Below are 17311 nucleotides of genomic sequence, written 5' to 3' on the forward strand. Positions count from 1 at the left end.
CCACCAAACGGTGAGGCCGGGGATGTCAACATATCTGGCGTTGACTTTTGGCACGCTGTTGAGTTCTCAAGGAACGGACACTTCCTTCGAGCCGCTTATCAGGCGGACCCTCCGGGCGCTTCGTTCTTTCGTGTTCCGAGCTTATCAGACGTTTTCCGCTCCGTTTTCCGGAGTTTCATTCAGCCGACTCGCTTTTCTTCGCCCCTCTCGGTGCGACTCCGGAACTGTACGGGCATCGCCGCCTCACAAGCAAATCGCCTCCGTCCGGCGTACCGGACGGAGGCGATCGGCCGACGATCCCGCAGGCGTCAGCGGAGTTCGGTGATCTCCGGACCGCGTGCGAACGGGTCCAGCGAGGTCTCCGCGAAGCGGGAGCTGCCGGCGTCGACGACGCTTGCGCCGCCGTCGGCGACCATCTGGGCGTCCTCGGGGAGCTTGAGCACGATCGGGTCGCGCGGAGCCATCGGGGTCTCACCGCGGACCACGACGGTCTGCTGGAAGACCTGCTCCAGGATGCCGGCCATCTCGGGCTGGACCGCGGCCTGGCCGGAGATCACGCCACGGAGGAACCAGCGCGGTCCGTCGCACCCGACGAAGCGCACCAGCTGGACACCCTGGGTGCCGTCCGGCAGCTGTACGGGGACCTGGGCCCGGAGGTGCCAGCCCAGCGGGCCCTCCTCCTCCTCGACCAGGCCGCCCTGCTGGGTGATGCCCGAGGCGATCTCCTCGCGGACCTCGCCCCAGATGCCCTCGGACTTGGGGGCCGCGAAGGCCTGGAGCTGGATGGCGCTGTTGCCGAGGACCAGGGTGGCGGCCACGATCGCGTCGCCGGCCACCTCGACCCGCAGTTCCATGCCCTCGACACCAGGGATCAGGAGGCCACCGAGGTCGACTCGGCCCTCCTCGGGGTTCTCCAGTTCGGAGATGTCCCACGGGCCGTCCGGTCGCGGGGCCGGCGGCAGGCCGACCCGGTCCGCGGGGTCGGTGTCGGCGTTCTCGTTCTCGGAGTCGGCGAAGCCTTCGGCGTCATCGGCCGTCTCGTCGGCGCTGATGGCGTCGTCGGCGAGCTGCTCGACAGCGTCCTCACTCTTCTGGCGGCGACGGAACACGGTCACTGTCCTTCCCGGTCCAAGACCGATGCGAATACCTGCTCGGCTACTGCGCTGGCGCGGGCATGGTAACCCTGTCGTGACCTCCGGTCGACCCGAACCCGCCTTCGGCACGTGCCGATCCGGGAAGTTCGGCCACCTCGTGGAAACTCGCCTTCTCGACCTGCTGGATCACCAGCTGGGCGATTCGGTCCCCACGGCGGAAGCTGACTCCCTCGCGCGGGTCGAGGTTTACCAGAATCACCTTGATCTCACCACGGTACCCGGCATCGACCGTCCCCGGGGCGTTCACCAGTGCAACTCCGCACCGGGCCGCGAGGCCGGAACGCGGGTGCACGAAGGCGGCGTAGCCGTCCGGCAGGGCGATCCCGACACCGGTCGGCAGCACGGCGCGCTCACCGGGGGCGAGCTCGGCGTCGACGGTGGTGCGCAGGTCGGCTCCGGCGTCGCCGGGGTGCTCGTACGACGGCAGCGGCAGTTCCGGATCGAAACGGGTGATCAGGACGTCGACCGGCGGGCGGGCGGTGGTACTCACGGGTTCACCTCGAAGGCTCGGGCACGCTTGAACAGATCCGGGTCGTCCAGGGCTTTCTTGATGTCCTCGGGACGCCCGTGCGTGGTGAAGTGTTCCAGTTTCACCTGGATGAAGAGTGCCTGCGCCCGGATCGCGACCGGCCCGTCGGGTCCGCCGATCCGGCCCTCGGCCGCGCTGTAGATCTTGCGGCCCTTCACGCCGGTGACCCAGGCGTGGATGTGCAGCGTGGAGTCGACCGGGACCGGGCGGACGAAGTCGCTCTCCAGTCGGCCGGTCACGGCGGCCATGTGCAGCAGCCAGTTGAGCGTTCCCAGGGTCTCGTCCATGGCGGTCATCAGCACGCCGCCGTGGGCCAGGCCGGGGCCGCCCTGGTGGCCGGGGCGGACGGTGAACTCGGCGGTGACGTTCAGGCCTTCGCCCGCGACGGCGGTCAGCTGGAGGCCCTGCGGGTGCTGTGGGCCGCAGCCGAAGCAGTGGTCGTAGTGCGAGCCGAGCAGGGTGCCGGGGGCGGGTGCCTCGGGCGCCCGGGGCGGCAGTACGGCGTCGGCCGGGGGCGTGGTCGGCGGCAGGGCGGTGGCGCGGGCGACGGGCTCTTCGGAGCCCTGCTGCGCAGGCGGGGAGGCGGCGGGTCCGTTCACAGCGGCGACCTTACCCGCGGGTAGTACGGGCCGCACCGGCTGTCCGCCAGGGAGGCGGGGGCCGAAGGCCGGGCGGCGGCACACACAATGGGGGCATGTACGACGAACGCCTCACCGTCCCCCGCAGCTGGTGGCTGCTTCCCGTTGCGCTCGGCTTCTCGCTGGCGTTGATCATGCTGCGGTTCAGCGCGATCGGTGCTCTGGCCGGCCTGGTGGTCGGCATCGTCGCCGGAGCCGCCGCGCTGAGCAGCTACGGCTCTGCCCGGATCCGCGTGGTGCAGGGCTCCCTGGTGGCCGGCCAGGCCCGGATCCCGGCCGATGTGCTCGGCGCCGCCCACGTGCTGAACCCGGCCGAGACGGTGGCCTGGCGGTCCGTGAAGGCGGACCCGCGCGCCTTCATGCTGCTGCGCAGCTACGTGCCGACCGCCCTCCGGGTCGAGATCACCGACCCGGCCGACCCGACCCCGTACGTCTACCTGTCGACCCGCTCGCCGCAGCGGCTGGCCGACGCGCTGGCCGAGGCCCGCCGGAGCCGGATCAGCTGACCTCGCCCGGCCCCGGAAACGGCGGAGGGACGGCTCCGCGCATGTGCACGCGGGACCGTCCCTGTGTTCCGTACTGCGACGCGATCGGTGGGACCGATCGCGCGGTGGAGCGGGCGCGGCCGCCGGGGTGACCGCAGTTGCTGCCTCCGGCCTTGCTGCCCAAGGCCGGGCGGGGCGGTGTGCCGGACCGGCGGGGATCCGCCGGGCCGGGCCTTCCCGCCCGGTGCTCAGGCGCCGCAGTCCTGGCAGATCGGCTGCCCGTTCTTCTCGCCGAACAGCTGGCTCCGGTGGTGTACCAGGAAGCAGCTCATGCAGGTGAACTCGTCGGCCTGGCGCGGAAGCACCCGGACCGAGAGTTCCTCGTTGGAAAGGTCAGCGCCGGGAAGCTCCAGGCCTTCGGCAGCGTCGAACTCGTCGACGTCGACAGAGCTGGTGCTCTTCTCGTTCCGACGAGCCTTGAGCTCCTCGATGCTGTCCTCGTTGACATCGTCGTCGGTCTTGCGCGGGGTGTCGTAGTCCGTTGCCATTGTTCGCTCTCCCCCTCTGGGTGTGTGCGGTATCTCCAGCGCACGTAACGCATGGGGGGCCGGTCTTGTGCCCGACCCGAGGCGGAGATTTTGCCTTACTTCAAGCCCTGTTACTCAATCGACATCCTCGAACGGCCTCTTCAGGGCCCTCCCGGGCGGTCCGAACGGCCTCACGGAGAGCTTCCTCCGGGAGGCCGACCGACCGTTCGGGCCATCACGCTCAGTGGTCGAGGTCCGCGCGATCATCGGCCAACTCAGCTGCACCGACAGCGACTTGATGATGTGTCGACAAATCTCTCGGGCTGGACGACCGTCACCCTCGGCGATCGGATCACCCGAACCAGTGATCACCCTGAGAGATCATCCGAACGTGTGGGGCGACTTCCTGTGAGCTTCCTCACAGTCTGAACTTTTCGGGCAAATCCTGGAAATCCACCCACCCGAAGGCTACTTCTTCGCGGCGTTCGCAGCCCGCCTGGCGAGCAGTGCGGCCTGCCGCTCGTCGAACTTGGTGGCCTGCGCGTCGAGGGCGCCGAGGAAGACACCGAGCTCCTGCTGGGCCTGCAGACCGGCCGGGCCGAGGCCGCCGATCTCCATCACCTTCAGGTGGCGCAGCACCGGCTGCAGCACGTCGTCGTGGTGGATCCGGAGGTTGTAGACCCCACCGATGGCGAGCTGGGCCGCGGAGCGCTCGAAGCCGGGCATGCCGTGGCCGGGCATCCGGAAGTCGATCACCACGTCGGCTACCGCCCGCATGGCCTGGTCCGGGGCGATCTCCAGGGCGGCCTTGAGCAGGTTCCGGTAGAAGACCATGTGCAGGTTCTCATCATTGGCGATCTTCGCGAGCAGCTGGTCGCAGATCGGGTCGCCCGAGAAGTGACCGGTGTTGCGGTGCGAGATCCGGGTGGCCAGCTCCTGGAAGGCCACGTACGCGACCGAGTGCAGCATGCTGTGCGAGTTGTCCGACTCGAAGCCCTCGGCCATGTGCGTCATCCGGGCCCGCTCCAGCTCCACCGGGTCGACGGCCCGGGTGGCCAGCAGGTAGTCGCGAATGGCTATCCCGTGCCGGCCCTCCTCGGCCGTCCAGCGGTGCACCCAGGTGCCCCAGGCGCCCTCGCGGCCGAACATGGTGGCGATCTCGTGGTGGTAGCTGGGCAGGTTGTCCTCGGTCAGCAGGTTGACCACCAGCGCGATCCGGCCGAGCGGCGTCACCTTGGACTGGTCCAGCGCCCAGGCCTCGCCGCCGAGCACGCCGTCGAAGTCGCGGCCCAGGCTCCACGGCACGTACTCGTGCGGCATCCACTCCTTGGCGACCTTGAGGTGCCGGTTCAGCTCGACCTCCACGACCTCCTCGAGCGCCATGATCAGTCGCGCGTCGGTCCAGCCCGCGGTGCTGAGCGAGGCGGCGGAAGGGGCGGCGGCGGTGCGCTGCTCGGGTGCGATGGTCACGGCGGTGCTCCTGAAAGGGCGGGGCAGGGACGACGGGGTCGCGTCTGGCCGGGTGGCTACGACCAACCTTACGGCTCCGTAGGTTACGACACCGTAAGTTGTCCCGACCAAAAATGACAAGCCGCCCCCGCCAGGGCATTTGTCATGGCGACTGGCCTGGCGGGGGCGGCGATCGGGCCCGGCGGGATGCTCCGCGCACGGAGCGAAATCCGGCCCTGAAGGATGCTGGGGTGCCTGCGGCGACCCCTAGGGGCGGTAGGGGGTCAGGCTCCCGGGATCCGGACCCGGATGGTGAGGCCGCCGCCGGTGCGCGGGGTGGCCTCGATCGCCCCGCCGTGCGCGCGGACCACCGAGCGGACGATCGAGAGGCCGAGCCCGACCCCCTTGTCGCTCCGGGTCCGGTCGGCGCCCTTCACCCGCCGGAACGGCTCGAAGATGTGCTCCAGCTCGTAGCCCGGCACCACCGGACCGGTGTTGCTCACCACCAGTTCCCCGGCACCGCCCGGCACCGGCGAGGTGGTGATCTCCACCCAGCCACCGGGAGTGTTGTACCGGGTCGCGTTCTGCAGCAGGTTGAGCGCGATGCGCTCCAGCAGCACCCCGTTCCCGCTCACCTGGACCGGTTCCAGCACCGACCGCAGCTCGACCTCCCGGCCGGCCGCCTCCGGGCGGATCTGCTCCAGTGCCCGCACCGCCACCTCGGAGAGTTCGACCGGTCGGCGGTCGGTCAGCTCGTTGTCGCTGCGGGCCAGCAGCAGCAGGCCCTCCACCAGCTGTTCGCTGCGCTCGTTGGTGGCCAGCAGGGTCTTGCCGAGCTGCTGCAGGTCGGCCGAGGCCTCCGGGTCGGAGAGCTGGACCTCCAGCAGGGTGCGGTTGATCGCCAGCGGGGTGCGCAGCTCGTGCGAGGCGTTGGCGACGAACCGGCGCTGCGAGTCGAAGGCTCGGTGCAGCCGTTCCAGCATCTCGTCGAAGGTGTCGGCCAGCTCCTTGAGCTCGTCGTCGGGACCGTCCATGTCGATCCGCCGGTGCAGGTCGGAACCGGCCACCTCGCGGGCGGTCCTGGTGATCCGGTTGAGCGGGCGCAGCACCCGGCCGGCCAGGGCGTACCCGAGGATGAAGGCGATCACCGCGAGGCAGACCAGGACGGTGAGCGACTTGCGCAGCAGCGTGGTCAGCGCGGCCTCGGCCTGCACGCTCTGGAAGTGCCGCAGCCACTGCTCGAAGTTGGCGGCCGTGATCACGGTGCCGTCCTCGGTCTGGATCTGCACCCCGGAGCCCAGCCGCAGCGGTGGCAGCGAGGCGTCGTAGAAGGCCTGCCGGACGAAGAAGTACATCAGCATCAGCAGCACCACCCCGGCCATCAGGAACATCCCGCCGTACAGCAGGGTGAGCCTGATCCGGATGGTCGGGCGCAGCGGCAACCAGCTGAACAGGCCCTCGCCGTGCACCACTTGGGGCGTCGGCTGGGCCGTCGCGACGGTCGGGGGCTGGTACGGGCGCGGCGGCACCGGGCCTCCGGCGGGCGCGTCGGAGGCCCCGCCGGTGGGGGGCGGGGTGGTCATGGCTGTCCTCTCGGGTGCGGTCCGGGTACGGGTGGGGCTCGGTTCAGATCCGGTAGCCGGAGCCCGGCACGGTGACGATCACGGCGGGGTCGCCGAGCTTGCGGCGCAGGGTCATCACGGTCACCCGGACCACGTTGGTGAACGGGTCGGTGTGCTCGTCCCAGGCCTTCTCCAGCAGCTGCTCGGCCGAGACCACCGCGCCACCGGCCCGCATCAGGACCTCCAGCACGGCGAACTCCTTGGGCGCGAGCTGGACCGGCTTCTCGTCCCGGAGCACCTCACGGCGGCCCGGGTCGAGCGAGATCCCGGCCCGCTCCAGCACCGGCGGCAGCGGTACGGTCGCGCGGCGGCCGAGCGCCCGGACCCGGGCGACCAGCTCGCTGAACGCGAAGGGCTTGGGCAGGTAGTCGTCGGCGCCGATCTCCAGGCCCTCGACCCGGTCGCTGATGTCGCCGGAGGCGGTCAGCATGATCACCCGGGTGGCCAGGCTCTGCTCCACGATGCTGCGGCAGACGTCGTCGCCGTGCACCAGCGGGAGGTCGCGGTCCAGCACCACCACGTCGTAGTCGTTGACGGAGATCCGCTGCAGTGCGGCCTCGCCGTCGTAGACCACGTCGACGGCCATCGCCTCGCGGCGCAGCCCGGTGGCAACGGCTTCGGCGAGCAGCTGCTCGTCCTCCACAACGAGAACCCGCACGGTGGTTGTCCCTTCTGCAGCAGTGGCCGAGGTCGGGCACCCCAGTCCGACGGTGGTTACATCCTGCCTGGTGGACCGGTAAAGCACCGGTAAGCGGTGCGTCCACGGGGTTCGGTTCCGTGAACGGACTGTGACGCGGGCAACTTTCTCGGTGAGTCAGGTTTCCCGCCGCCGGGGGCGGGGAGGACAGGTTCACACCGGCGATCGGGCCGAAGCGCCGATCGCAGTCACCACCCGCCGTGCGTTCATCCGCACCGGCCCGGGTCTCGGAGTCCATCGGACGGTCTCAGGCCGTCACCGCACCAGCTGGGGAGACCACCACCGGCTGGGGCATTTCCGTTGGCACCGAAGCCCGTCCGGGGAACGCCGGACCGCCCGTCCGACACAGCAAGGGGGCCAGAATGGACGCCTTCACCGCCGGCATCATTCAGCGCATAAGGAATGCCGAAGCAGATCTGCACCGCGCTCTCGAGTCCGGTGACGAGTTCCTCGCCGAGGTCGAACAGTCCGAACTGGACGATCTCCGTAGGCTCGCCGCCGAACACGGCATCGACCCCGCGCGCGAGATGCACCGCGCCGCCGCCTGATCCTGCAGTACGCACCACCAAGCCCTGGCACCCCCCGTGCCAGGGCTTCTGCATGTGGCAGGCGATCGAGTATCTACGGTCCAGGGGCTCGGGGAACTGTGAGGAGGTCTGGCGTTCGGGTCGCTGCCAAAGTGCCTGACCTTCTACACACGGATCACCTGTTCCGAGGTCGGCGTCGCAGTTCCCCGAGCCCCTGTCTTCCGAAGCTTGTGCCCTAGGCATCAAGGGCCGTGAGCCGGGTCAGGAGCTGTTCGAAGGTGCCCGGTGGGGCGGTGCAGGTCATGCCGTCGGTGCCGCCGGTGCGGGCGCCGGCTTCGGCGGCGATCAGGGCGCCGGCTGCGCGGTCCCAGGGCTGGAGGCCGCGCTCGTAGAAGGCGTCCAGGCGGCCGGCCGCGACGTCGCAGAGGTCGACCGCGGCGGCGCCGGCCCGGCGGATGTCGCGGACCTCGGGCATCAGGGCGAGCAGCACCTCCGCCTGGCGGACCCGCACGGGCTGGACGTAGTTGAAGCCGGTGCCGACCAGTGCCTGGCCCCAGGGCGGGGCCGGGCGGCAGCGGATCGGCGCCCCGTCCAGGTAGGCCCCGCGGCCGAGCACCGCGTGGAACAGCTCGCCCCGGGCCGGGACGGCGACCACGCCGACCACGGCCCGGCCGTCCAGTTCGGCGGCCACGCTGACTCCCCAGGAGGGCAGCCCGTACAGGTAGTTGACGGTGCCGTCGAGCGGGTCCACCACCCAGCGGATGCCGCTGCTGCCGGAGTGGTCGGCGCCCTCCTCGCCGAGGTAGCCGTCCTCGGGGCGGCGGGTGGTGATCAGTTCCAGGATCAGCTTCTCGGAGGCGAGGTCCATCTCGGTGACCACGTCGACCGGGCTGCTCTTGGTGGCGGCCACGCCGAGGTCGGCGGGTCGGCCGTCGCGGAGCAGGGTGCCTGCCCGGCCGGCGGCCTCCAGGGCAACGTCGAGGAGTTCGTCCAGCAGTGCGTCGGGCGGGGCTAGGTCGGGCACGGGGGTCCTTCCGGCGGGCGAGCGGGCGGGCGGGCGGTGACGGAGTGTCAGAGCTGGGCGGCGGCGGGACGGGGGGCGCGCGGGTTGGGGCAGCAGGCCACCGCGCACACGTCGTGGCTCGGGCCGAGTGCCCCCAGCGCGCAGCGCTCGACGGACGCCCCTCGCTCGGTCGCCGCCCGCTCCAGCACCAGCTCCCGGACCGCCGCGGTGAACCGGGGGTCCGCGCCGACGGTGGCGGCCCGGCTGACCGGCAGACCGAGTTCGGCCGCCTTGGCGGTGGCCTCGGTGTCGAGGTCGTACTTGACCTCCATGTGGTCGGAGACGAAGCCGATCGGCACCATCACGGCGGCCTGCGCCCCGGCCTCCTTCAGCGACTCCAGGTGGTCGCAGATGTCCGGCTCCAGCCAGGGGATGTGCGGAGCACCGCTGCGGCTCTGGAAGACCAGCTCCCAGGGCCGCTCGGCCACCCCGGTGGCGACGGCGACGGCCTCCGCGACCAGCCGGGCCACCTCCAGGTGCTGGGCGACGTACGCGCCACCGGGGGTGCCCCGGGCCGGGTCGTCGGGTGCGCCGGAGGTCTCGGCCATCGCGTCCGGGATCGAGTGGGTGGTGAAGGCGAGCTGCGCGCCGTCGCGTACCCCGGCGGGCAGCTCGGCGAGCGCCGCCAGGGTGGCGTCGATCATCGGGCCGACGAAGCCGGGGTGGTTGTAGAAGTGCCGGAGCTTGGCGACCTCCAGGGTCGGCAGCCCCTCCTCGGCCAGGGTGGCCAGCGCGTCGGCGAGGTTCTCCCGGTACTGCCGGCAGCCCGAGTACCCCGCGTACGCGCTGGTGGCCAGCACCAGCACCCGGCGGTGGCCGTCGGTGGCGATCTCGCGAAGGGTGTCGGTCAGGTACGGCGCCCAGTTCCGGTTGCCCCAGTAGACCGGCAGGTCGAGGCCGTGCCCGGCGAAGTCCTTGCGCAGCGCGGCGAGCAGTTCACGGTTCTGCTCGTTGATCGGGCTGACCCCGCCGAACAGGAAGTAGTGCTTGCCGACCTCGGCCAGCCGTTCCTTCGGGATGCCCCGGCCCCGGGTGACGTTCTCCAGGAACGGCACCACGTCCTCGGGGGCCTCAGGCCCGCCGAAGGAGAGCAGCAGCAGGGCGTCGAAGGGCGCCGGGTCCGCCGGGGCGGCAGGGTGGGTGAGGGTGTGCGAGTCGGACATGGCTCCGATCCTGCCACCAACGGCACCCGACTCCGGGTCAAGTCCGGGAGACGGAAACCTCGTTGCCCGAGTACGTAAGCTGTGTATGCGACCGATGTTCCTTACCTGTACCCAGCGGAGCCCCCTTGCTGTCCAGCTACCGCCAGATCTTCGCCGCCCCCGGCAGCCTGGCCTTCTCGCTCTCCGGATTCATTGCCCGGATGCCGATCTCGATGACCGGCATCGGCATCGTGACCATGCTGTCCCAGCTCCGGGGCTCGTACGGTCTGGCGGCCTGGGTGTCGGGCACCATGGCGGGCGCGGCGGCGGTGCTCGGCCCGGCGGTCTCCTGGCTGGTGGACCGGCACGGGCAGCGCCGGGTGACGCTGCCCGCGACCGCGATCACCGTGCTGGCGGCGATCGGGCTGCTGCTCTGCGCCCGGTCCGGCGCACCGACCTGGACGCTGTTCGTCTGCGCGTTCGGGATGGGCGTGATGCCGAGCACCGGTTCGATGGTCCGGGCCCGCTGGGCGTATCTCTACAACTCCTCGCCGCCGAAGCTGCACACCGCGTACTCCTTCGAGGCGGTGGTGGACGAGATCTGCTTCATCATCGGCCCGATCCTCTCCATCACTCTGGCCACCAGCGTCTTCCCCGAGGCCGGGATCCTGCTGGCCGGGGTGTTCCTGACCGTGGGCGTGCTGCTGTTCACCGCCCAGCGGCGGACCGAACCGCCGGTGCACCCGGCCGAGCAGCACACCGGTGGTCCGGCCATCCTGTCGGGCGGCCTGCAGGTGCTGGTGGTGACCTTCGTGGCGACCGGCGCGGTGTTCGGCTCGGTCGAGGTGGTCACCCTGGCGTTCGCCGACGAGCAGGGGCACAAGAGCTGGACCGGTCTGGTCCTGGCGGTCTACGCGCTCGGCTCCTGCCTGGCCGGGGTGATCTTCGGGACGCTCAAGCTCAAGGGCTCGATGGCGACCCGGTTCCCGGTCGGGGCGGCGGTGATGGCGGCCAGCATGGTGCCCCTGCTGCTGGTCGGCGAACTGGTGCACGGCGTCGGGGGGCTGCTCGCGATCAGTGCGGCGCTGTTCGTCGCCGGGTTCTCCATCTCGCCGACCCTGATCACCGCAATGGCGCTGGTCGAGCGGCTGATCCCGGCCGCGAAGCTCACCGAGGGGATGACCTGGACCACCACCGGGCTGGCCCTGGGGGTGGCGCTCGGCTCGTCGGCGGCGGGGTTGGTGGTGGATGCGCAGGGGGCTGCGACGGGGTACTGGGTGCCGCTCGCCGCAGCGACGTTCGGGATGGTGGTGGCGTTCGCGGGGCTGCCGCGCCTGCGGGGTGGTCTGGCGACGGCCGAGGCGGAGCTGGTTCGTACCTGAGGGTGCCTGCCCGAGCCGGTGAACCGTAGACCTGCGGGGGTCGAGTGGCTACGCTCCCCCTACTCACCGGTACGTACGGGTGCCGTTGGCCCCGGAGCAGGAGGCACCCCCATGCCCCAGGGCACATCGGTCGACTGGCGCAACTGGGCCGGCAACCAGAGCGCCCGGCCCAGCCGGACGGTTGCGCCGGCTTCGGCCGAGCAGCTCGGCGAGGTGCTCAGGCAGGCGGCCGAGCAGGGGCGGACCGTGAAGGCGGTCGGCTCCGGGCACTCGTTCACCTCGATCGCGTCCGCCGGTGACGGGGTGCTGGTCCGGCCCGACGGGCTGACCGCCGTCCGGGAGCTGGACCGCGAGGGCGGCACGGTGACGGTGGAGTCCGGGCTGCCGCTGTGGAAGCTGAACCGGCTGCTGGAGGCGGCCGGGCTGTCGCTGACCAACATGGGCGACATCGAGGTGCAGACCGTCGCCGGGGCCACCAGCACCGGTACGCACGGCACCGGCCGGGACTCCGGCTCGCTGGCCGCGCAGATCCGGGCGGTCGAGATCGTGCTCGCCGACGGCAGTGTCAGGCACTGCTCCCCCACCGAGAACCCCGAGCTGTTCCAGGGCGCCCGGCTCGGGCTCGGCGCGCTCGGCGTGGTCACCGCGCTGACCTTCGGGGTGGAGCCCGCCTTCCTGCTGACGGCTCATGAGCGGCCGATGGGCTTCGATGAGGTGCTGGCCGCCTTCGACGACCTGGCGGCGGTGAACGAGCACTTCGAGTTCTACTGGTTCCCGCACACCGACCGCTGCTCGGTGAAGCGGAACAACCGGAGCCAGGGCCCGGCCGCGCCGCTGCCGAGGTTCAAGTCCTGGCTGGACGACGACTTCCTCTCCAACACGGTCTGGGAGGGTGCCTGCCAGGTCGGCCGGCGGTTCCCGGCCGCCATTCCGACGATCGCCCAGCTGGCCAGCCGGGCCTGGTCGGAGCGGACGTTCACCGACACCGCGTACAAGGTGTTCACCAGCCCGCGCAAGGTGCGCTTCATCGAGATGGAGTACGCCGTGCCGCGCGCGGCGGCCACCACCGTGCTGCGTGAGCTCAAGGCGCTGGTCGAGCGCTCGAACTGGCGGATCAGCTTCCCGGTGGAGGTCAGGCTGGCGCCCGCCGACGACCTCTGGCTCTCCACCGCGAACGGCCGGGACAGCGTCTACATCGCCGTGCACCTCTACCGGGGCACCGCCGAGCAGGGCTACTTCACCGAGGTGGAGAAGCTGATGACCGCTCACCAGGGCCGCCCGCACTGGGGGAAGCTGCACACCAGGGACGCGGAGTACCTGGCCTCGGTCTACCCGCACTTCGAGGACTTCACCGCGCTGCGCGACAAGGTGGACCCGGGCCGGCTGTTCGCCAACGACTACCTGCGCCGGGTGCTCGGCGACTGACCGGCCGTCAGGGCGACGGCGTCCCGCTGGGCGTCGCCGCCTCCCCCGAGGCACTGCCGGTGGGGTCGCCCGACGGCGGGGGTGCCGGGGTCGAGGTCGAGGTCGGACTGCCGGACGGGGTCGGAGTCGGCGTCGGCGTCGCGGACGGACTGCCGCTCGGCGTGGCGGACGGGGTGCCCGAGGGCGTCCCGGACGGCGTCGGGCTCGGTGTGCCGGAGGGGGTCGACCCGGCGTCCCCGGACGGGGTCGCGGCGGGATCGGCCGGCGGGGTCGAGGCCGGCTTCTGCTCGACCGAGCCACCGAACGAGGTGCCCGAGCCGCTCTCCCCCTTCACCGTGGCGGACACCGGCTGACCGGTGGCCCACTCGAAGGTCAGGATCGGGCCCATCGCGAGCGCGAAGACCAGGCCGGAGACCGCCAGGTAGGTCTTCCAGGTCCAGCGCCGCTTGGCCCGGACGGTCTGCGGCTCGTTCCACTCCGAGGACAGCTCCGTGAACGGTTCCGAGGACGGTTCGGAGGACAGCAGGGTCGGCTGCCTGCCGGTGCCGACCCGGTCGACCGCCTGCCGGAACTGCTCGCCGCCCCGCCGGAACAGGTGCTGGAAGACCGCCCCGCCGGTGGTGGCGCCGATACTGACCACCGCTGCGCCGATGATCGTGCCGTAGACCCCGAGCTCCGAGGCGAGCAGTGCACCGACGATCGTCGCCAGTGCACTCGCCGCGACCTGAGCCACGCTCAGATCGATTCGCTTCGGGCTGTTCGTGGTCCGGTCGGACAGCTCGGCGACATCCTGCGGTGCGCGCTGCTGGGGCATCAACATCCCTCGGTGGGTACGGCTCGGAGCGGGAAAAGTCCCTCCATCTTGCACAAAGAAGGACACAACGGGCGAAAATCTGGTTCTTGGCGGTCGATATATGTGAAGATGATCACCGCGCACTGATCGACGGTCGGCCATTGGAGTGCCCACCCTTGAGATTCCCGTGAATCGCGGGAGACTTGAGCGGCGAGCCGCCCCTGTGGATGCCACGAATGGAGTACTGTTCGTGAAGCCTGAGCCTTCGGTCATCAGTGCCGACTGTCCATCAGACGGCGGCCGGGGCATCCCGGGCGCAGCGTCGACCGACGACGTGGCAAACAGGCAACCGTGCCACAACGGCAGGGCCGGGCGAAAGCCCGACACGCCGAGTAACTCTGCAAGGTTGTGGCCAGTCGTGAGTGGGCAGGCCACACTCAGTACGGGAGCAGCGACGCAGGTGACGTCGGCAGGCACCACCCGGGAGGTAACCGTGCCCGAACTGCGCGTCGTGGCCGTCAGCAACGACGGCACACGGCTGGTGCTCAAAGCTGCCGACAGCACGGAGTACACCCTTCCCATCGACGAGCGCCTTCGCGCCGCGATCCGGGGTGACCGTCCGCGCCTCGGACAGATCGAGATCGAGGTGGAGAGCCACCTCCGCCCCCGCGACATCCAGGCTCGGATACGAGCCGGTGCCTCCGCTGAGGAGGTCGCGCAGGCGGCGGGTATCTCGGTGGACCGGGTCCGTCGGTTCGAGGGTCCGGTGCTGGCCGAGCGGGCCTTCATGGCCGAGCGGGCGCGGAAGACCGCGATCCGTCGGCACGGCGAGTCCACCGGCCCCCAGCTCGGCGAGGCGGTCGCGGAGCGGCTGGCCCTGCGGGGTGCCGAGAAGGACGCCGAGAACTGGGACTCCTGGCGCCGCGACGACGGCACCTGGGAGATCTTCCTCTCCTACCGCGCCGACGGTGAGACCCGCACCGCGAGTTGGACGTACGACCCGCCCCGCCGCCTGGTCCAGCCGAACGACGACGAGGCCCGCGCGCTGATCGGCGAGAACGTCGAGCGCGAGGAGGAGCAGGTCTTCCCGTTCATCCCGCGGATCGCCCGGCTCCCCCAGGACCGGCCGGCCCGCCCGATGATCGAGCGGCCCGCCCTGCCCGACCGGATCATGGCGCGCGAGGCCAGGGAGGCACGCGAGGTCAGGGAGGTCAGGGAGGCCACGGCCGAGAACCGGGACTCGCTCACCAGCCTGCTCGACGTGGTGCCCGCCTACCGCGGCGACCTCTCCGTCCCCGTGGCGGAGCCGGTGGTCGCCGAGGAGCCGGTGGAGCCCGAGGAGCAGGCCGCCCCGGCGGCCAGCGTCGGCGCCGGCTCGGCGTACGCGGACATCCTGATGCCGCGTGCGGTCTCGCCGCACCGGGAGCGGCTGGTCGGCACCACCGACCGGCAGGCCGAGGCGGACGGTGTCCGGCCCGGTCGGCGTGCCACGGTGCCCAGCTGGGACGAGATCGTCTTCGGCAGCCGCCGCAAGAAGCAGGAGTGAACGGGCGGGTCAGGCAGTGCCTGACCCGCCGTCACCGGTTTTGGGCGTAGGTGCAGGAGTAGGTCAGGCGCCGGTCGCCACCGGGTTCGCCGGATCGGCGGACCACTCGCTCCACGAGCCCGGGTAGAGCGTCAGGCCCGGGTGCCCTGCGACGGTCAGGGCCAGCAGCTGGTGCGCCGCCGTCACGCCTGAACCGCAGTACACCGCGACCTCCGACGCCTCGTCGACCCCCAGCGCGCGGAACCGCTCGGCCAGTACGGCCGGCGGCAGGAAGCGCCCGTCCGCGGCCAGGTTCGCCATGGTGGGGGCGCTCACCGCGCCGGGGATGTGCCCCGCCTTCGGGTCCACCGGCTCGACCTCGCCCCGGTAGCGCTCGCCCGCCCGGGCGTCCAACAGCAGCCCGGTGCGGGCCAGTTCGGCCGCTCCGGCGGCGTCCACCGTGGGCAGTGCGCCGGGCTGCGGCTTGAAGTCCCCCGGCTCGGTGGCCGGTTGTGCGACCGACTCGGGCTGTCCGGCCGCCCGCCAGGCCGCCAGGCCCCCGTCCAGCACCCGGACGTCGGTGTGCCCGGCCCAGCGCAGCAGCCACCAGGCCCGGGCCGCCGAGGTGGCCGGGCCAGCGTCGTACACCACCACGGCGCGGTCGGCCCGGACGCCCGCRCGGCGCAGCGCGGCACCGAGCACCTCGACGTCCGGCAGCGGGTGCCGCCCCGCGGCGCCGGGCGGCGCGGCCAACTCCCGGTCCAGGTCGAGGTAGTGAGCACCCGGCAGGTGGCCGTCCGCGTACTCCTCGACGCCGGGCGGGCCGCCCAGCTGCCAGCGGATGTCCAGCAGGACGGGCGGCCGTTCGGCGGCGAGTTCGGTTGCCAACTCGGCAACCGTGATCAGGGGAGTGGTCATACCCCTATTCTTCCCGCGCATCTCCGCTCTTTGTCTGGTCTTTGCCCGGCTCGCCGGTGTATGTCAGGAAGGCACGCCGTCGGCGGTGGAACCATTCCTCTGCGACGCGCTCCCAAGGAGGTCCGCCATGACCGCGGTGAAGGCCCGAGTGGCCCAGGGCACGCCCTGCTGGGTGAGCCTGATGACGGATGACCTGGAGGGTGCGAAGACGTTCTACCGCGCCCTGCTGGGCTGGGAGTTCGGGCCGGGTCCGAGCCAGCTCGGGGTCTACGTCCGGGCCACCCTGAACGGGGCGAAGGTGGCCGGTCTGGGTGACCAGCCGCTGGGCACCGGCCACCCGGTCGAGTGGACCACGTACTTCGCGGTGGACCAGGCGGACGACGTGGCGCAGCGGATCCGCGAGTGCGGCGGCACCGTGGCGGTCGGCCCGCTGCAGGCCGCGGACGCCGGACGGCTGGCGATCGCGTCGGATGTCTCGGGTGCGGTGTTCGGCCTCTGGCAGGGCGAGCAGCACCACGGCTGGGACGTGATGAACGTGCCCGGCGCACCGGCCTGGGCCGAGCTGCTCACCCCGGACTCTGAGGCCGGGTACTTCTACGACATGGCGTTCGGCTCCGGGGTCGAGCGCACCATCCGCCCGGGCGACCTGCGGGACGGCCCGCCGCGCTGGCGGGTCCACTTCGCCGTCGCCGACCCGGATCTGACGGCGGCTCGGGCCGAGCAGCTGGGCGGCCGGGTGCTGGTGGCCCCGCACGACACCGACCGGGGCCGGGTGGCCCGGCTCGCCGATCCGCAGGGCGGCCGGTTCTCGGTGGTCGGGGTCCGGTAGGACCTAGGACCTGTCGCCGAACGGCAGGACGTCGGGCGAGAGCACCGAGGCGCGAGCGGTGGCGGCGGTCAGCCGGCGGCGGTGGTGGCGGCGGCAGAGCACCTCGTAGCCGACCTCGCCCTCGTTCTTGGCGATGTCGCCGACCACCACCTGGGCGCCCTCGACCACCATCACGCCGCCCACCGTCCGGGCGTTGTGGGTGGCCCGGGCGCCGCACCAGCAGAGGGCCTCGACCTGGAGCACCTCGACCCGGTCGGCCAGCTCCACCAGCCGCTGCGAGCCCGGGAAGAGCTTGGTGCGGAAGTCGGTGGTGATGCCGAAGGTGAAGGCGTCGATGGAGAGTTCGTCGACCACCCGGGCCAGCTGGTCGACCTGCTCGGAGGTGTAGAAGTTGGCCTCGTCGCAGATCAGGTAGTCCACCCGGCCGCCGGACGAGAGCAGCTGCACCACGTGCGCGTGGAAGTCGAAGCCGTCGGTCACCTCGACCGCCACCGGCGGCTGCCCCGGCGGCCGCGAGCGGCGTGGTTGTGGTCGAGTTGGAGCGCGAGCGTCGACTTGCCGCAGTCCATCGTGCCCGAGAAGAACACCAGTTCAGCCATGGGTGGA

At 71.4% G+C, this 17311-nt stretch carries 16 protein-coding genes and 2 pseudogenes; 6 read left to right on the top strand and 12 right to left on the bottom strand.

Features of this window, described 5'->3' with window-relative positions:
- Positions 1-308: 308 nt before the first annotated feature.
- The 3 genes and pseudogenes from ACXJMZ_RS13275 to ACXJMZ_RS13285 all read right to left on the bottom strand — a co-directional run bounded on the left by ACXJMZ_RS13275 (position 309) and on the right by ACXJMZ_RS13285 (position 2213).
- Positions 309-1109 (bottom strand): DUF3710 domain-containing protein, encoded by an 801-nt coding sequence (locus ACXJMZ_RS13275; RefSeq protein WP_457030222.1) that lies wholly within the window; start codon positions 1107-1109, stop codon positions 309-311.
- Positions 1110-1111: 2 nt separating this feature from the next.
- Positions 1112-1644: pseudogene (gene dut, locus ACXJMZ_RS13280) on the bottom strand (dUTP diphosphatase).
- Positions 1641-2213, bottom strand: coding sequence for a PaaI family thioesterase (locus ACXJMZ_RS13285; RefSeq protein WP_057229481.1), 573 nt, complete (start codon positions 2211-2213; stop codon positions 1641-1643). The pseudogene dut and the gene ACXJMZ_RS13285 overlap by 4 nt, the downstream one beginning before the upstream one ends.
- A gap of 164 nt (positions 2214-2377) precedes the next feature.
- On the opposite strand from ACXJMZ_RS13285, the gene ACXJMZ_RS13290 reads away from it, so the two are divergent.
- Positions 2378-2827, top strand: a complete 450-nt coding sequence (locus tag ACXJMZ_RS13290; protein ID WP_457030223.1) for a DUF3093 domain-containing protein — start codon at positions 2378-2380, stop codon at positions 2825-2827.
- 227 nt (positions 2828-3054) lie between these two features.
- Here ACXJMZ_RS13290 and ACXJMZ_RS13295 read toward each other — a convergent pair whose 3' ends face one another.
- The 4 genes from ACXJMZ_RS13295 to ACXJMZ_RS13310 form a co-directional block, all read right to left on the bottom strand.
- Complete coding sequence (locus ACXJMZ_RS13295; protein WP_057229281.1) at positions 3055-3354, bottom strand: DUF4193 domain-containing protein; 300 nt, start codon at positions 3352-3354, stop codon at positions 3055-3057.
- 447 nt (positions 3355-3801) lie between these two features.
- On the bottom strand, positions 3802-4803 hold the full coding sequence (locus tag ACXJMZ_RS13300; RefSeq protein WP_457030224.1) for an acyl-ACP desaturase: 1002 nt from the start codon (positions 4801-4803) through the stop codon (positions 3802-3804).
- A 263-nt stretch (positions 4804-5066) separates the two neighbouring features.
- Complete coding sequence (locus tag ACXJMZ_RS13305; RefSeq protein ID WP_457030225.1) at positions 5067-6365, bottom strand: sensor histidine kinase; 1299 nt, start codon at positions 6363-6365, stop codon at positions 5067-5069.
- A gap of 43 nt (positions 6366-6408) precedes the next feature.
- Complete coding sequence (locus tag ACXJMZ_RS13310) at positions 6409-7062, bottom strand: response regulator transcription factor (protein ID WP_057229285.1); 654 nt, start codon at positions 7060-7062, stop codon at positions 6409-6411.
- 401 nt (positions 7063-7463) lie between these two features.
- Between ACXJMZ_RS13310 and ACXJMZ_RS13315 the strand changes: the two genes are divergently transcribed.
- Complete coding sequence (locus ACXJMZ_RS13315) at positions 7464-7649, top strand: hypothetical protein (RefSeq protein WP_457030226.1); 186 nt, start codon at positions 7464-7466, stop codon at positions 7647-7649.
- A gap of 214 nt (positions 7650-7863) precedes the next feature.
- Here the strand turns inward: ACXJMZ_RS13315 and ACXJMZ_RS13320 are convergent, their stop codons facing one another.
- The gene (locus ACXJMZ_RS13320; RefSeq protein WP_457030227.1) at positions 7864-8652 is read right to left on the bottom strand and encodes an inositol monophosphatase family protein; all 789 of its coding nucleotides are present in this window, start codon (positions 8650-8652) and stop codon (positions 7864-7866) included.
- Between the two features lie 47 nt (positions 8653-8699).
- Complete coding sequence (locus ACXJMZ_RS13325) at positions 8700-9854, bottom strand: ferrochelatase (protein WP_457030228.1); 1155 nt, start codon at positions 9852-9854, stop codon at positions 8700-8702.
- Between the two features lie 125 nt (positions 9855-9979).
- On the opposite strand from ACXJMZ_RS13325, the gene ACXJMZ_RS13330 reads away from it, so the two are divergent.
- Positions 9980-11215, top strand: a complete 1236-nt coding sequence (locus ACXJMZ_RS13330) for an MFS transporter (protein WP_457030229.1) — start codon at positions 9980-9982, stop codon at positions 11213-11215.
- A gap of 111 nt (positions 11216-11326) precedes the next feature.
- Entirely contained in the window at positions 11327-12640 is a 1314-nt protein-coding gene (locus tag ACXJMZ_RS13335) for a D-arabinono-1,4-lactone oxidase (RefSeq protein WP_457030230.1), read from the top strand.
- A gap of 7 nt (positions 12641-12647) precedes the next feature.
- Here the strand turns inward: ACXJMZ_RS13335 and ACXJMZ_RS13340 are convergent, their stop codons facing one another.
- Entirely contained in the window at positions 12648-13454 is an 807-nt protein-coding gene (locus ACXJMZ_RS13340; RefSeq protein WP_457030231.1) for a hypothetical protein, read from the bottom strand.
- A 439-nt stretch (positions 13455-13893) separates the two neighbouring features.
- On the opposite strand from ACXJMZ_RS13340, the gene sepH reads away from it, so the two are divergent.
- The gene (sepH, locus tag ACXJMZ_RS13345) at positions 13894-14979 is read left to right on the top strand and encodes a septation protein SepH (protein ID WP_457030232.1); all 1086 of its coding nucleotides are present in this window, start codon (positions 13894-13896) and stop codon (positions 14977-14979) included.
- Positions 14980-15042: 63 nt separating this feature from the next.
- Here sepH and ACXJMZ_RS13350 read toward each other — a convergent pair whose 3' ends face one another.
- Positions 15043-15876, bottom strand: a complete 834-nt coding sequence (locus tag ACXJMZ_RS13350; RefSeq protein ID WP_457030233.1) for a sulfurtransferase — start codon at positions 15874-15876, stop codon at positions 15043-15045.
- A gap of 127 nt (positions 15877-16003) precedes the next feature.
- Here ACXJMZ_RS13350 and ACXJMZ_RS13355 point away from each other — a divergent pair, with 127 nt between their 5' ends.
- Positions 16004-16705, top strand: coding sequence for a VOC family protein (locus tag ACXJMZ_RS13355; protein WP_457030234.1), 702 nt, complete (start codon positions 16004-16006; stop codon positions 16703-16705).
- A gap of 3 nt (positions 16706-16708) precedes the next feature.
- On the opposite strand, the pseudogene ACXJMZ_RS13360 reads toward ACXJMZ_RS13355, so the two are convergent.
- Positions 16709-17304 (bottom strand): annotated as a pseudogene (locus ACXJMZ_RS13360) (thymidine kinase).
- Between the last annotated feature and the right edge of the window lie 7 nt (positions 17305-17311).

The sequence above is a fragment of the Kitasatospora sp. P5_F3 genome (genome assembly GCF_054049135.1).